Source organism: Lysobacter yananisis (assembly GCF_031199375.1).
Classification (GTDB): domain Bacteria; phylum Pseudomonadota; class Gammaproteobacteria; order Xanthomonadales; family Xanthomonadaceae; genus Lysobacter; species Lysobacter yananisis.
Map to the genome: position 1 here is coordinate 1 of NZ_CP133568.1, position 16,132 is coordinate 16,132.

Genomic DNA, 16,132 nt, shown 5'->3' on the forward strand with positions numbered 1-16,132 from the left:
ATGAATCCCCTGCTCCGCTCTTTCGCCGCCGCCGCTCTCGCACTGTCCCTGCTCGCTCCCGCTTACGCCGCCGAGCCCGCGCATTGGGTCGGCACCTGGACCGCCAGCCCGCAAGCGACCTGGGCCACCGGGTTCGTCCTGCCCAACAACGCCCCCGACCGGCTGCGCGACCAGACCGTGCGCCAGGTCGCGCGCATCAGCGTCGGCGGCGCACGCGTGCGCATCGCCCTGTCCAACGCTTATGGGCGCGAGCCGGTCGTCATCGGCGCGGCGCACGTCGCGCGCAGCCTCGGCGGTTCGCGTATCGATGCCGGCAGCGATCGCGCGCTGACCTTCGGCGGCCGCGGCGAGGTCACCCTGCTGCCCGGCGCGCCGGTACTCAGCGACCCGGTCGAACTCAGCGCGCCGGCGTTGGCCGAACTCGCGGTCAGCCTGTACCTGCCGCAAGACACCGCGCTGCGCAGCTTCCACTGGGAAGGCGGGCAGGACGCCTACCTCGCGCGCGGCGACCGCAGCGCGCAGGCCGCGCTCGACGGCGCCGACACGGTGTCCAGCCGCCCGTACCTGAGCGGCATCTACGTCGAGTCCGCGCGACCGCTGCGCACCGTGGTCGCGTTCGGCGATTCGATCACCGACGGCGCCGCCTCCAGCATCAACCGCAACCACCGCTGGCCGGACTTCCTCGCCCAGCGCCTGGCCTCGCGCGACATCGCCGTGCTCAACGCCGGTATCTCCGGCGCGCAGGTGTTGAACGACGGCATGGGCGTCAACGCGCTCGCGCGGTTCGAACGCGACGTGCTGGCCCAGCGCCCGGACAGCGTGGTGCTGCTGATGGGCATCAACGACATCGGCTGGCCCGGCAGCAGCTTCGAGCCCGCGCGCGAAGCGATGAGCGCGCAGCGCCTGATCGGCGGCTACCGCCAGCTGATCGCGCGCGCGCGCCAGGCCGGCGTTCGCATTATCGGCGCCACCTTGACCCCGTTCGAGCACGCGTTGCCGGACGCGCCAGTGAAGCATTACTTCAATCCGCACAAGGAACGCATGCGCCAGCAAGTCAACACCTGGATCCGCGACAGCGGCGAATTCGACGCCGTCGCCGATTTCGACGCCCTGCTGCGCGATCCCGCGCACCCCGCGCGCATGCAGGCCGCTTTCGATTCCGGCGACCGCCTGCATCCGGGCGATGCCGGCTATCGCGCCATGGCCGATTCGCTCGACGAGGCGATTCTGTTCGGCGCGCATTGAACGAAGCAGCCAGGCAGGGCATGACACACATCCGCGGCAGCGTGCAGACATCAGAGCGGCCCCACCGCCCGTTTGCCGTTCCCGCCCACGCATCCCCGCAACCGTGGCCGCGCGCTTCGCAACACCGTAAGCCACGATCCCGCACAATCCGGCTTCGCCGTCCGCGATCCCGGTCCCCACAGCAATCCCACGTTTCCCGGAGTCCGTAATGAAAGCCGTAGCCCTCACCCGTTACCTGCCCATCGACGATCCGCAATCGCTGACCGACGTCGAGCTGCCCGCGCCCGTCGCCAGCGGCCACGACCTGCTGGTGCGGGTCGAGGCGGTCTCGGTCAATCCGGTCGACACCAAGGTGCGCTCGCCCAAGCCGCAGGTGGAAGCGCAGCCGCGCGTGCTCGGCTACGACGCGGCCGGCACGGTCGAAGCCGTCGGCGAGCGGGTCTCCCGCTTCAAGGTCGGCGACAAGGTCTACTACTCCGGCGACATCACCCGCCCCGGCAGCAACAGCGAGCTGCAATTGGTGGACGAGCGCATCGTCGGCTCGGCGCCCGCCTCGCTCGACGCGGCGCAGGCGGCGGCGCTGCCGCTGACCGCGATCACCGCCTGGGAACTGCTGTTCCAGCGCATGCCCTTCGACAGCGAGAACGGCGGCCGCGGCAAGACCCTGCTGGTCATCGCCGGCGCCGGCGGCGTCGGCTCGATCGCGATCCAGATCGCCAAGCGCGCCGGCTTCGAAGTGATCGCCACCGCCTCGCGCCCGCAGACCGTCGAGTGGTGCCGCAAGATGGGCGCCGACCACGTGATCGACCATCGCCAGCCGCTGGCGCCGCAGCTCAAGGCGCTCGGCATCGAACAGGTCGACGCCGCGCTCAACCTCGCCGACACCGACCGCTATTGGGACGAGCTCGGCGAACTGCTGGCGCCGCAGGGCCATGTCGGCCTGATCGTGGAGCCGGCCGGCGCGCTCAAGATCGGCGATCCGTACAAGCTCAAGTGCATCGGCATCCACTGGGAAATGATGTTCGCGCGTGCGCGCTTCGGCACCGCCGACATGATCGAGCAAGGCCGCATCCTCGACCGGGTCGCGCAGTTGATCGACGCGGGCGAACTGCAGGGCACGCACAGCGAAACCCTCGGCCGCATCGACGCGGCGACGCTGCGCGAAGCGCACCGCCGGCTGGAATCGGGCGCGACCATCGGCAAGCTGGTGCTCGCCGGCTGGTAAGCGGCCCGCGCGCCGGGGTCCAACGCCGCGACAACGAAAGGGGCGCCGCATCGCTGCGGCGCCCCTTTTTTTTCGCTGCCTGCGACGCGCGGCTTACAGCCCCGAACCGCCGCAGCCCTTGCTCAGGTAAGTCTCGATCAATTGCAGCTGGTCGCCCATGATCTTGCGCGTCCACGCCGGGCCGTGGGCGTAGTCGGCGATCGGGTGGTACTCCACCGGCTGGCCGGACGCCTTGGACTTGTCGGCGAACCATTCGGACTGTTCGATCGGCACGGTCTGGTCGCGATCGCCGTGATAGATCATCAGCGGGATCTTGATCTTGTCGGCCTGGTCGAGCGGGCTGAGGCCGGCCACGGTCGGCGCCTGCGCCTCGCGGAAGAACGGGTTGGTGTAGAAGCGCGCCCAGATCCGGCGGATGTCGGACACGCCGGCGCCGGCGATCGCGCACTTGTACAGCCCGTTCGGCCGCACCGCGGCGGCGAACGCCGCATAGCCGCCGTAGGAGAAGCCGAACATCGCGACCCGGCCCGGCTGGGCGATCTTCTGCTCGACCAGCCACTTCACCCCGTCGTCCTTGTCGTCCTGCATCTTCTGGCCCCATTCGGCGTCGCCGGCCATCCACAGCTTGCGGCCCCAGCCTTGCGAACCGCGGTACTGCGGCTGCAACACGGCCATGCAGCGCGACACCATCAGCGGCACCCACATCGAGCCGTCGAAGCCCATGCCGTCGCGCGCCCACGGACCGCCGTGCGGATGGATCACCGACGGCCACGGGCCGGCGCCGCACAGTTCCTTGTTCGGCGTGGTCAGGAAGCCCGGGATGGTCTGTCCGTCGCGGGCCTTGTAGTAGACCAGCTTGACCTCGCCCAACGCGGCCGGATCGATCTGCGGATAGGCCTTGCCCAGCGCCGCCAGCTTGCCGCCGCGCAGCAGGTAGAACTCAGGCGGACGCGCGCGCCCTTCGACCGCGACCACGGCCGTGGACAGGTCGGCGGAGTAGTCGACCAGGCTGTAGCCGGCCGCGGCATCGTAGCCGGTGGTCGCGCCCTGGCCGGTGGCCGGGTCGACGAACTCGGTCGGCACCGGCTTGAGCTGCAGCGCCGCGCGCAGCGCCTGATCCAGCGCCTTGAGCTTGGGATGCACCCACTGCACGTCGTTCTCGCGCGGGCCTTCGTAGCGCAGGCCGAGGATCTCGCCCTGGCCGACGCCTTCCAGGCCCTTGGTGCGGTTGACGATCACCGAGGACGCGTCGAAGAACCGATGCTCGAACAGGTTCTCCTTGCGCGCCTTGGCGGCGATGTCGTACTCGTAGATCACCGACTTGTCGCGGCCGACGTTGCTGCGCACGAACGCGATGTTGGGATCGTCGGCGAAACCGACCACCTGCACCTCGTCGCGCTCCTTCACGTACGAACGGAAGTGCTCGGTCCACTGCCCGCTCTTGGGATCGCGGAACTGGGCGGCGACGAAGGCGCCCTTGCCGTCGGTGTCGTTGCTCAGGCGCGCGGCCAGGTTGCCCTGCGAGTCGGTCAGATAGCCGCCGATGCGCTCGTTGCTGCGCTGGATGCGCTCGGCCTTCCAGGTGCGCAGATCGACCTTGTACACATCGCCGGCGCTGGAGCCGACCGTGCTCATCGCCAGCACGTGATCGGGATCGTTGGGCAGGGTATCGAGGATCGCCGGCACCGCCAGCGCCTGCCGCACCTGCTCGTCGCGGCTTTCCGCGCGCTCCTGCGGCATCGGCTCATGCCAATCCTTGCCCTGCAGGTCGGTGATCATCAGCTTGTTGGCGAAGGTCTTGTACAGCCGGTCCGCTCGCAAGTCGTAGGGCTGCCACAGCGACACCGCGAGCAGGTCGTTCTTGATGAAGCTGACCGCGTTGAACTTCATCTTGGCCGAACCGATCACGGTCGGCGCCTTGTCCAACGCGTCGGTGTCCCACACCAGGATCACCCGCTCCTCGCCGCGCGCCTGCAGCGCGGCCATGCGCTTGCCGTCGGGCGAGAGGGTGAAGCTCGACATCAGCGGGAACGCGGCGAGTTGCTCGACGGTCGGTACCGCCGGTTTGGCCTGGGCGGCCGAAGCCACGCCGGCCGCCAGGGCGAGCGCCAGCGCGAGCCGCTTCAACGTATGCATCGTGTCCATCAAAGAGTCCCCCAAGTTTCTGGGCAAAAAAAAACCGCCGCCCGGATTAGGGGCGGCGGTTGTAGGCATCGGTCAGAACGAGGCCTGGACGTTCAGGAAGAACGAACGGCCGAGGTAGTCGTAACCGCTGTACAGCGGGCCGTTGCCCACGCGGTAGTACTGGTCGGAGTCCGAGATCTTCTTCGGCTCGGCGTCGAACAAGTTGCGCACGCCACCGGTGACCGACCACTTGTCCCACTTGTGCTGCACCGACAGGTGCGACAGGTAGTAGTCCTCGGTGTGCATCTTGTACGACGAGGTCGCGCGGTCGAGCTCGTAGTAGCCGTAGCTCTGCATGCTGTCGACCCACTCCAGGCCGTAGCGCACCTTCCAGTTCTTCCACTCGTACGTCGCGTCGAGCGTGGCGGTCCACGACGGCGCGCCGATGTTGCCGTTGTAGTCCTCCAGCTCGTCTTCGGCGAACAGCTTGCTAGCCTGCTCCAGGAAGTGGGTCGCCTGCACGGTGGTGCGCAGGGTGCCCGGGCCGATGTCGCGCACGTAGCGGGCGGTGAAGTCCAGGCCGCGCACGCGGTCGGTCGCCAGGTTGATGTAGCTGTCGTGCACGGTCAGGGCGCCGTTGCCCGCGGCGCGCGGATCGACCAGGCGGCAGAAGCTGCCGCCGTTGCGGAACTGCGGATCGGAGTAGCAGCGGCTCAGGATCTCCGCGCCGCCGATGCGCGACACGCCGTTCTCGACTTCGATCTTGTAGTAATCGACCGCGAACGACAGGTCGCCGAAGCTCTTCGGCAGTTCCGGCTGCAGCACGATGCCGGTGGTGAAGTTCTTCGAGGTCTCCGCCTTCAGGCCCTGTTCGGCGCCGCCGGCGGTGATCGAGGTGACGCCGCTGGTGGCGCGGAAGCCGTCCGGCACTTCGGTGGCGCAGTTGGCGCGACGCACCGGCGAATCGGTCGGGCTCAGGTCGTCGCAGGGGTCGGTGGCGCTGGACAGGAAACCGGTGGTGCCGCCGAGGAACTGCTCGAACAGCGCCGGAGCGCGGTAGGAGGTGCCGTAGGAAGCGCGGAAGGTCAACCAGCTCACCGGGGTCCACAGACCGCCGATCTTGTAGGTGTGATCGCTGCCGTAGGAATCGTAGTCGGTGTAGCGCGCCGACACGTTCATGGTCAGCTCTTCAGCACCCTTGAGGCCCGACAGCAGCGGCACTTCCAACTCGCCGTAGACTTCCTTCACCGAGTCGGTGCCGACAGTCGGCGCGGCCGAGGTGAAGTTCTGGATGTTGTTGGTGAGCGAATCCGGCGCCGGCTGATCGTTGATCTTCGCCTTGCGGTATTCCAGGCCGAACGCGCCGCGCACTTCGCCGTACGGCAGCGAGAACAGCGGACCGTCGAGCGAGAAGTTGACCGTGCTTTCTTCGTACAGGGTGCTGCCGGTGGCGCGGCCGTAGACGAAGTTCTTCCAGTCCTGCGGCAGCTTGCCGCCGATGACCTGCGAGGTCAGGAACGGAGCGGCGATGCAGCCGCCGGCCGAGTTGCGGCAGGCGAAGCCGCCCGGCGTGGCGACCACGTCGAGGCTCTGCGCGAGCTTGTCGACGCGGAAGCCTTCGAAGGTGTAGTCGGCGTCCGAACGCGACTTGCTGACCATGAAGTCGTAATGCCAGTCGGTCCACACGAAGTCGCCGCGCAGGCCGCCGGTGACCTTCCAGAAATCGACCGTCTGCTCGCTGTGGTCGTTGCCGGCGCCGATGAAGGCGCGCACGCCCAGCGGCCTGCCGTTGGTCAGGTTGGTCGGAGCGGTCTGCGCCACGCTGCTCTGCAGCTGCGTCGGCAGCAGGATGCTGCCCTGCGCGTAATCCAGCGACAGCTGGCGGAAGCCGGTCTGGTCGGACTCGCGCCGGTTGCCGAGCAGTTCGAAATAGACTTCGGCGTTGCCCAGCGCCTGCAGGTCGAACGCGCCCTGCAGGAAGCCGGTCTTCACCTGCACCGGCGAGATCATCGAATTGTTGAGCTGGCGCGGATCGAAGGTATCGCGCACGTTGAGGTCGTTGAGACCGCCGCCCACGCCTTCGAAGCCCACCAGACCGGTGGTCACGCCCGAGTTCGGACGCCAGCGGTTGAACGAGCTACCGACCGAGCCGGCCGCGCCGACGCCGGCGCGGGTGCCGGTGCTGATGGTGTTGATGGTGACGCCGTTGGAACCACGGCCGGCGAGCTGGTAGCACTTCGCCTTGCCGGTCAGCGGATCGATGAAGTCGGCGCTGCCCCAGGCGCCCACGGCGCCGGTTTCGTCGTCCACGGTGCGCAGGTACGGCGTCTGGCAACGGGCCCAGTCGCGGTCGCCGAGCTTCAGCTCGTTGCGGTCGTAAGCTTCGAACGAACCGGAGATGCTGAAGCGGTCGCTGGTCTTGCCCCAGGCGATCGAATAGCGGGTCTCGTCGCCGCCGCCGGCTTCGCTGACATTGTACTGCGCCTCGACCGAGAAGCCGTCGATGTTCTTGCGGGTGATGATGTTGACCACGCCGGCGACTGCGTCGGAGCCGTAAATCGACGAGGCGCCGTCCTTCAGCACTTCGACGCGGTCGATCATCGAGGTCGGCAGCACGTTCAAGTCGGCCGAGCCGACCGAGCCGCGCGAACCGGCCGGCGACACGCGGCGGCCGTTGAGCAGGATCAGGGTGCGGGTCGGATCCATGCCGCGCAGGCCCAGGGTGTTCGCGCCGCCGCCGCCGTTGACCACGAAGCCGCCGTAGGCGTTGTTGATCTGCGCCGAGCCGCCGGTGACGGAGTTGCTCTGCAGCGCGCCAGCAGCGGAGTTGAAGCCCGCCAGCGTGGTCTCTTCGCGGGTGATCACCTGCAGCGGCGAAACCGAGGTGAAGGTGTCGCGGCCGATGCGCGAACCGGTGACCGTGACGGTCTCCAGGCTGGTCGCGTTGTTCGAGGCCGGCGCTTCGGCGGACGGCTTGGCGTCCTTGTCGGTGGCCACGTCCTGAGCGAGGGCGAGACCGGCATTCGGAAGGATCAACGCTGCGAGCAGCGCGCAGCTGAGACGGTGCCGTCGCGGAGCGACGGGATTGCGTGAAGCCATTAGAGCTTCCCCCTGATCGGTGGTTTTTTTCTATGTATTGCCGGCCGGTGTCGTCGTTCCCCGCGACAGCGGCGGCCCCCAAACTTGAACGTTAACGTTCAATTAACCTCAACCTAACTGATACGGCGATCACTCGTCAACCATAAAGAAGGTTAAAAGTCTTGTCTTTTTTCGCTTGGATTTCACACTCGCACCGTCTTTGTGCAATGCACAAAACCGGTGTTTATCTGGCAACTGAACGCACCAGTTAGGTTCAAAACGCAGCCGGGCGGGTCCGCCCTACCCCGACGGCCATAAAAAACCGCCGGACGCGACGAGCGCGTCCGGCGGGGCATGACCAACAGGCCAAATGATGCAAAGCGCCCCGACCCGGAGGCCGGGACTGCGCTCAGGCGGCCTTGGGCGCGCGCGCGGTTTCGTAACCGTCGAACACCATCGAGGCCGACGCCCGTCCCTGGGTCAGCGAACGCAGCGTCGTCGTGTAGCCCGACAACTGCGCCAGCGGCGCGCGCGCGCTGACGTCGCTGCGGCCGCCCTTGTCGTCGATCGACAACACCCGGCCGGAACGCCGCTGCAGGTCGCCGACCACATCGCCGACGTTGGCCGCGGGCGTGTCCACCACCAACGCCATCACCGGTTCGAGCAGGGTCGTGCCGGCCTGGGCCAGCGCGGCCTTGAGCGCCTCGGCGGCGGCGCGTTGGAACGCCTGCTCCGAGGAGTCCACCGCGTGGGTCTCGCCGTCGGTCAGGCTGACGGTCAAACCCACCACCGGGAAGCCTTGCGGCCCTTCGGCCAGCGCCGCCCGCAGCCCCTTCTCGGTCGCGCCGACGAAGTTGCGCGGGACCACGCCGCCGACGGTGCGGTCGACGAACTCGAAAAGTCCGTCTTCGCGCGGGACCACGTCGATGACCACGCGCGCGTACTGGCCGCTGCCGCCGGTCTGCTTGGACAGCTTGCCTTCCACGCCACGCACCGCCCGACTCGGCGTTTCCTGATAGGCCACGCGCGGCGAACCGGTGCGCACATCGACGTTCCACAGCTCGCGCAGGCGATCGACCATCACTTCCAGGTGCAGCTCGCCCATGCCCCAGACCAAGGTCTCGCCGGTATCCGCATCGGTGCCGACGCGGAACGAGGGATCTTGCTGGGCCAGACTCGCCAGGCCCTGGCCGAGACGGATCAGGTCGCCGGAGTTCGCCGCGGTCAGACGCCACGACAACACCGCCGGCTGCGCCTGGATGCTGTCGAGCGCCAGGCGCTCGCCGGCGTCGCTGAGCGTTTCGCCGCTGATCGCGTCTTTCCAGCCCACGACCGCGACGATTTCGCCGGCGTACGCCACCTCCACGTCCTGGCCGCGGTCGGCTTGCACGACCTGCAAACGGCCGACCCGCAACGCCTTCTCGCGCCGCGACGCCCACACCGTGTCGCCGACCCGCAGCGTGCCCGAGTACAGGCGCACGAAGGTCTGCGCGCCGTGCTCCTGCTGCACGATCTTGAACACCAGGCCGGCCAGCGGGCCGTCCGCGTCGGGCGCCAGTTCGGTTTCGCCGCGTTCGCTTTGCGCGCGCACTGCCGGCCGGTCCAGCGGCGACGGCAGGTAATCGACGATGGCGTCGAGCAGCGGTTCCACGCCTTTGTTCTTGAACGCGGAACCGGCCAGCACCGGGGTGCCCGCGCCGGCCAGGGTGGCCCGGCGCAACGCGGCCTTGAGCAGCGCAGCGTCGATGCTGCGGCCGTCGAGGAAAGCCTCGGCGAGCGCGTCGTCGTGATCGGCGACCGCTTCGACCAAGCGCTGGCGCGCCGGTTCGAAGCGAGCGGTTTCCTCGTCGCTCCAGGCACGGCGCGACGCGTTCCCGGCCTCGTCCCACGACACGCTTTCGCGCGCCACGTAGTCGATCCAGCCGCTGAGTTCGGATTCGCTGCCGACGGTTTCGCCGAGCGCCCACGCCACCGCGTCGAGCTTCTCGCGCATCTGCGCGAGGGTGCTGTCGAGCGAGGCGCCGATGCGGTCCATCTTGTTGACGAACGCGATCAGCGGCACGCCGTGGCGGCGCGCCTGGCGCCACACGGTTTCCGATTGCGGCTGCACGCCGTCGACGCCGCTGAATACCGCTACCGCGCCGTCGAGCACGCGCAGCGAACGTTCGACTTCGATCGCGAAGTCGATGTGGCCCGGGGTGTCGATGACGGTGAGGCGATGCTCGGCGCCGTCGTGCGGCGTCCAGCGCGCTTGCACGGCGGCCGCGCCGATGGTGATGCCGCGGCGGCGTTCGATCGGGTCGAAGTCGGTGGTGGCGGCGCCGTCGTGGACTTCGCCGGTGCGATGGATCGCGCCGGTTTTCCACAACAGGCGTTCGGTCAGCGTGGTCTTGCCCGCGTCGACGTGGGCGATGATGCCGAGGTTGCGCCAGCGGCTGGCGGAGGTACGGCTGGTAAGCGGGGTGTTCATAAGTAGGTTCGCATTCGTGGCCAACATCGGGGTCGCCGCGCGTCCCGGTTGGCTGCGGGATGCGCGGCTAGGCTTGGGTGTCTTCCGTGGTATTCACGACACGTTCTCCTTGGTTTTCCGGGTGTTGCGATGAGGGGAAAGGCCGGCGCTCGCGGCTTGCCGGTCGAAAAGCGGGCAATAAAAAAGCACCCGGGCGGGTGCTTGTTTCGTACGACTTCGCACGACGCGGGTCAGTTCGACCGCGAAGCCAAGATCGCAGGAGGCAGGCGCACCCGGCCCGCGCTCGCGCGCAGGGCGTTCAGCGATATCAGGAGCGGGAAGCGCTGCATGACGGGGCGGCCTGAGGAAAGGGATGGGTGTTGCGTGTGCATATCGTAGGGGCGGCGCGGCGGTAGTCAAGCGGCGGGGCCGCGTACGCGGTGGGATTTATCGTTCCATCGGCCGCCTACCTGTAGGAGCGGCGCGAGCCGCGACCAACCGCAGAGACGTACGCAAGCGCCAGCGTCCGAAACCCGAATCTTCGAGCGCTCCCCAAGAGCGCTCCCGATTTGCCGGTAGCTGCGGGCGGTAACGGTCGCCCAAACCTCTGCGGTTGGTCGCGGCTCGCGCCGCTCCTACAGGGAGATTACCTGTTTACGCGGCCTTGCCCTTCGCCTCGACCTGCCGCTTCAGCACCGCCACCGGCTCGGCCCAGGCGTTGCCGCCGCGGCGCTTGCTGGTGGTCAGCACCAAATCCGACGGATCGAACACGTTGAGGTTGTGGGTGATCGGCGTGGTCAGGATGTACTGCGCGTCGGTGGCGCGCAGGAAGCGGCCGACCTTCTCGATGTTGAACACGTCCAGATGCGCGAACGGTTCGTCGATGAACACGAAGCCGCCCGGCTGGTCCTCATCGCGCAGCAACGCCACCAACAACAGCAGCGACTTCATCACCTGCTGGCCGCCCGACGCTTCGCCGTCGTCGAGGCCGATCCAGCCCTTGCGGTCGAAGTCGAAACGCACCGACAAGCCGGCCTGAGCCAGCGCGACGTCGTTGTTGGCCAGCTCCGGCATGTCGGCGTCGACGCCGATGCCGGCCAGTTCGCCGAGCGCGGCGAGGTTCTTCTTGTAGCGGCGCACGGTCGCGCGCAGCACGTTGATGTAGGCGCCGCGCGCTTCCTCGGTGAGCCGCTTGGCGCGGTCGAGATGGCCCTCGCGGCGCATGATCGAGCTGGCCAGTTCGTCGTGATCGGCGCCGATCTTGTCGCGCAGCGGCACGCACGACTCGTCGACGACGAAGCCGCCGCGCTCCAGGCGGTCGTCGATGCGCTCCATCTCGCGGCGCACCGCCGAGGCGCTTTCGTACTCCTCGCGCGCGGCGTGCAGCGCGGCCGCGGTGCGCCAGGACTCGGGCATGATCGCGCGCTTGCGCCGGTAATCGACGATGCGCTGGATCAGGCTCTGGCGCTCGCCGTTGATTTGCGAGCCGCGTTCGCGCAGTTCGCGCGCCAACGCGTCGATCTGGCCCTGGCGCTTGGCCGCGGCGATGCCCTCGGCCTTGTCCTGGTCGCCGGCCGCATCGATGCGCGCGCGCGCTTCGGCCAGCGCGGCGGCGGCGGCGGCGGCGGTTTCGGCCAGTTCCGGCAGGCGCTCGGCCGCGGCGGCGAATTCGCCGGCGCGGGTCACCAGTTCCTGGGTCGCATCCAGACCGAGCAGGCGCGACTGGTCGGCGTCCACGCGCTGGCTCAGTTCCCGCAGCTCGGCCTCGCGCGCCTGCGCGCGCTGGGCGATGGTTTCCTGCTCGGCGCGCAGCTCGGCCAGTTGCGACTGGCGCGCGCCGCTACCGAAGTGCTGCTGGTTGCCGCCGATGTGGCGGCCGCCGCGGCTTTCGCGCAGATAGCCCTTCTGGGTGATCCAGTCCTGCTGCGCCGGCAGGCGCGAGCCGTGCTCGATGTCGGTCACCCGGCGGATGCGGTCGAGCTGGCGCGGCAGCCACGCCGGCGGATCGGCCGAGAAGCGCACCACCTCCAGCAAGGAACCCGCGCTGGGCTTGGGCACCGGCGCGCGCTCGGCGACGATGAAGTGGCGGTACTGCTGGCTTTCGCCGAGCTGCCACGCGGTGCGCGCGTCCTTCGGGTTTTCCAGCACCAACAGATGCCGGTACGGCGCCAGCACCGCTTCGACCGCGACCGACCACTGCGGATCGACGATCTCGACCAGCTCGGTCAGCACGTGATGATCGATGTTGGCCTTGAGCAGGCTGCCGCGGAAATCGCGCTCGAACGGTTCGACGATGCGCCCGCCGCCGCTGAGCGCGGCCAGCTGCGCGGCCAGTTCGCCGGCGCGCTTGCGGTCGCGTTCGGCCTCCAGCTTCAGTTCGGCCTGGCGGCGGCGGCCGGTCTCGACCGCGGCGCTGAGCGAATCCACGTCGACTTCGCCGCGCTGCGCCTGCAGCTTGGCCAGTTCGTCGCGGCGCTTGACCAGCATCTCGGCGTCGCGCGCGGCGTCGCGCGCCTGGGTGAAGGATTGTTCGCTGGCGGCGACCTGACGGCGCGCCTCGCGCATGGCTTCGACCAGGGTCTCGCGGCCGCCGGAGGCGATGGCGTCTTCGCGCTGCATCTCGTCGAGCATGCGCTCGCGCTCGCGCAGCGCGCGGCGCAGGCCGGTCAGGCGCGGCTTGGCGCCTTCGATGGCGTTGCGCTGGTCGGCCAGCTCGACCTTCGGCGCGATCTCGGTTTCCAGGCGCTGGCGCTGGTTGCGCAACGCGTTGTAGTCCTCGAACGAGCGCACGTCGGCCTTGGCCGATTCCAGGCGCAGGTGCAGGCCGGCCAGGTCCTGGCCGAGCTGCTGCAGTTCCTTTTCGACGTCGAACTGCTCGGTGCGCGCGCGCTGGTAGTCGTCGAGCACCGCCTTGTCTTCGAACACGTCGAAGATCAGCTGCAACAACTCGCGCGGCGAGTACTGGCAGAGCTTGTCGGTGGCGCCCTGCTCCAGGGTCAGCACCCGGCAGATCGCGCGGGTCAGGCCGGCGCCGGCCAGGCGCACGCGGTAGTCGCGCACGCCGAGCCAGTCGCCGCCCTGCTCCAGCGTTTCCACCGGCACGTCGCCGCCGACGATCTGGTAATCGCGGCTCCAGTCGCCGCCGCGCTTGCGGATGCGGCAGGCCAGGGTGACGTGGTCGTCCTTGATCGGGAAGAACGGACGGCCGCCGCGGCGGTCGGGGCTGTTGCTGACCACCGCGCGCAGCCACGCGTACGGCTTGCCGTTGTGGCGCAGGTAGGTCTTGTAGTCGCGCGCGGTGTCGCGGTCTTCGATCGCCAGCAGGGTGCGCAACGCGTCGAGCAAGGTGGTCTTGCCCGAACCGTTGGGCCCGACCACGGTGACGATGGACGCGTCCAGCGGCAGCTGGAAACGCTGCCAATAGTCCCAGTGCACGACTTCGAGCGAGCGGAACTCAAACATCGGCCGCGGCCTCCTCGTGCTTCATGTCTTCGGGTGGAACGGGGTCGTCTTGCGTTGTGGGTTCGTCCGCTGCGGCGCCGCCTGCGTCGGCGGTTTCATTTTCGCTCGCGCCGGCATGCGCGGCGTCTGCGCCATCGTCGGCGACGGCATCGGTTTCGGCCGCGACCGCTTCCGGCAGCGCTTCGTCCGCGTCCGCGTCCGCCTCGTCCGCATCGGCCGCCACGACGCTTTCGACCGCCTCGATCGCGGCCTGGAACGCGTCGTAGTCGTCGGCCTGCAAACCCGCCGCGGCCAACGCCGCGTCGGCCAGCTCGGCCGCGGTCGCGCGCTCGCTTTCGCTTTCGAGCAAGGCGTCGGCCGCTTCGCGCTCGGCCATCTCCAGCGCGTGCTGGCGCGCTTCGGCGACCACGAACGACAGCGCGCCGTCCATCACCCGTCCGGCGATGCGTTCGTAGTCGAACGCCAAGTCCAGCATCGGCCCTTCGTGGATGCGCTCCTTGCGCCGCACGATGAAGCCCTGCCGCGCCAGCGAACCCAGGTTGAACTGGATCCGGGTCTTGCCGCCGAGCTTCTCGCCGAAGTCGGCCATCAGCGTGCGTTCGTTGATCGGCTCGACCACCTCGGCGCCGACCGGCACCGGCTTGAGCTCGGCGAACATCTGCTCCTGGTCCTGGTCGCGGTCGGCCTTCTGCCGGGCGATCTGGCGCTGGCGCTTGGGCAGCACCAGCAGCGCCCACAGCACCACCAGCAAGGCGACGGCGTCGCGGTCGAGCTGCAGGTTGGTCGAAGACCAGGCCTTGGCGCTGCCGAACACCGCCGACTCCTGCGGCCGGGCGATGCCGACCGCGATGTGCGCGGCGTAAGGATGTTCGAGCAGGCGCATGCCGACCGAGGCCAGGCGGCGGTCGAGGTCGTTGCGCAGTTCGGCGTCGGTCAGCAGTTCGCGGACGGCGGCATCGTCGCGCGACAGCCAGCGTTCGGCCAGCAGTCGCGCGATCAGGGAAGCGATGGGATCGTTCATGCGGTGGGTACGGTGTCCTTGGCCGCTTTCTTGCCGCGCCGCTTGGGCGCGGCGTCGTCGGAGGCGGTCTTCTTGTCGTCGTTTTCGTTGTCGGCGGCGGCGCCCTTGCCGGCGCGCGCGCGCTTGCGCGGCGCGGCTTCGCCTGCAGCGGCGGCAGCGGCGGCTTCGCCGTCCGGTTCCGCCGCGGCCTTGCGCTTGCGCGGCTGGCGCGCGCGCAGCAGGTCTTCCTCGCTCAGCGCGTCGAGCCGGCCGCGGCTCATGTAGGCCACGCCGGAATGGCCGATGGTTTCGAATTCCGGCTCGACCCGCCACGCCAACGGCAGCCGCGCCATCGACGCGCTGACGCCTTCGCGGTTCTCCGCGCCGGGGTCGCCGATCAAGCCGAGCAGCGACAGGCGATAAGCGCTGAGCGAGAAATTGTCGTGCGGCACCACCGCCGACAGCGGCGCCGACGGCAGCGAGGCGTCGTCCGCGGGCGCGCCGACGGCCAGCGCGGTGAGCTGGTCGAGCCAGTTTTCGGCGTAGCCGAAGTCGGTCGCCGCCGCGGGCGAGCCTTCCGCGCTCGGCGCGGCCTGCGCCGGCGGCAGCGACTGGTCCTCGCGCGCTTCGCGCTCGCGTTCGACCAGTTCGTACTCGGCCACGTCCAGCGCGATCGGCGCGAGCATGAAGGCCGGGATCGCGGTGCGGGTCAGCAGGTCGTCGGCGATGCCGGCGAGCGAATCGATGTCGAGTTCGCGCAGGTAGCGGTTGACGTCGGACGAGGACAAACCGCTCGCGCCCAGGTGCACGCGATGGCGGTCGAGTTGGCTCAACGCGCGCTGGAACACCGAGGCCTGGCGCAGCATCGCGCTCTGGGCGCGGCCGATCTGCTGGGCGACGCGGTGGGTGTGGCTGTCGAGTTCCAGGTCGGCGGAGATGTCCTCGACGATCTGGGTGCCTTTTTCGATCCAGCGCCACGCGTGCTGCAAGGTGCCGGCGGCGCGCTGGATGCGGTGTTCGGAACCCGACAGCACCGCCTGGTCGAAGTCTTCGCGCAGTTCGTTCAAGCGCGACAGCAGGTGCTGCAGATCGTCCGAACGCACCCGGCCGACGGCCTGGCCGGCGGCGATCTGCGCGGTCACGTAGGCGAGTTCGTCGCCTTCGCGGTTGAACTGCAGCAGCATCCCGATCGCCGCCAGCGCCTGGCGCCCGGCAGGACTGATGCGGTAACGCTGGGTCTGGCCGTCCCACAGCAACAGGTCGTTGTCGCGCAGGCGGCCGATGACGGTGTCGAACTTGACCGGGTCGAGGTAGGCGAAGTGTTCGCGCAGTTCCTGCGGGCTCCAGTCCGGCGCCTGGCCGCGCTCGCCGATGGCGCGCAGCACCAGCAGCCGCACCATCACCGACTCTTCGCCGCCGTGGAACAGGGTGGAAAAGGCGCGCAGCAGATCGCGCGCGCCCAGCAGGGGCTGCAGGTCGGGTAGGTCGGCGGCGACGATGTCGGCGCGCAGGTAGTCCTGGAGGCTGGTTTCGGCGGCTGCGTCCATGT

At 69.0% G+C, this 16,132-nt stretch carries 8 protein-coding genes; 2 read left to right on the top strand and 6 right to left on the bottom strand.

Going from position 1 to position 16,132, the window contains the following annotated elements; all coding sequences use genetic code 11:
• Complete coding sequence (locus RDV84_RS00005) at positions 1-1,245, top strand: SGNH/GDSL hydrolase family protein (protein ID WP_309152054.1); 1,245 nt, start codon at positions 1-3, stop codon at positions 1,243-1,245.
• Positions 1,246-1,453: 208 nt separating this feature from the next.
• Positions 1,454-2,470, top strand: a complete 1,017-nt coding sequence (locus RDV84_RS00010) for a zinc-binding alcohol dehydrogenase family protein (protein ID WP_250444282.1) — start codon at positions 1,454-1,456, stop codon at positions 2,468-2,470.
• Positions 2,471-2,563: 93 nt separating this feature from the next.
• Here RDV84_RS00010 and RDV84_RS00015 read toward each other — a convergent pair whose 3' ends face one another.
• The 6 genes from RDV84_RS00015 to RDV84_RS00040 all read right to left on the bottom strand — a co-directional run bounded on the left by RDV84_RS00015 (position 2,564) and on the right by RDV84_RS00040 (position 16,130).
• Entirely contained in the window at positions 2,564-4,606 is a 2,043-nt protein-coding gene (locus tag RDV84_RS00015) for an alpha/beta hydrolase family protein (RefSeq protein ID WP_309152055.1), read from the bottom strand.
• Between the two features lie 81 nt (positions 4,607-4,687).
• Positions 4,688-7,591, bottom strand: a complete 2,904-nt coding sequence (locus RDV84_RS00020) for a TonB-dependent receptor plug domain-containing protein (protein WP_309152056.1) — start codon at positions 7,589-7,591, stop codon at positions 4,688-4,690.
• A gap of 490 nt (positions 7,592-8,081) precedes the next feature.
• The gene (fusA, locus tag RDV84_RS00025; RefSeq protein ID WP_309152057.1) at positions 8,082-10,142 is read right to left on the bottom strand and encodes an elongation factor G; all 2,061 of its coding nucleotides are present in this window, start codon (positions 10,140-10,142) and stop codon (positions 8,082-8,084) included.
• A 633-nt stretch (positions 10,143-10,775) separates the two neighbouring features.
• Complete coding sequence (locus RDV84_RS00030; RefSeq protein ID WP_057946668.1) at positions 10,776-13,583, bottom strand: AAA family ATPase; 2,808 nt, start codon at positions 13,581-13,583, stop codon at positions 10,776-10,778.
• Positions 13,576-14,604 (bottom strand): hypothetical protein, encoded by a 1,029-nt coding sequence (locus RDV84_RS00035; RefSeq protein ID WP_309152058.1) that lies wholly within the window; start codon positions 14,602-14,604, stop codon positions 13,576-13,578. The genes RDV84_RS00030 and RDV84_RS00035 overlap by 8 nt, the downstream gene beginning before the upstream one ends.
• Complete coding sequence (locus tag RDV84_RS00040) at positions 14,601-16,130, bottom strand: hypothetical protein (protein WP_309152059.1); 1,530 nt, start codon at positions 16,128-16,130, stop codon at positions 14,601-14,603. The genes RDV84_RS00035 and RDV84_RS00040 overlap by 4 nt, the downstream gene beginning before the upstream one ends.
• Positions 16,131-16,132: the final 2 nt, after the last annotated feature.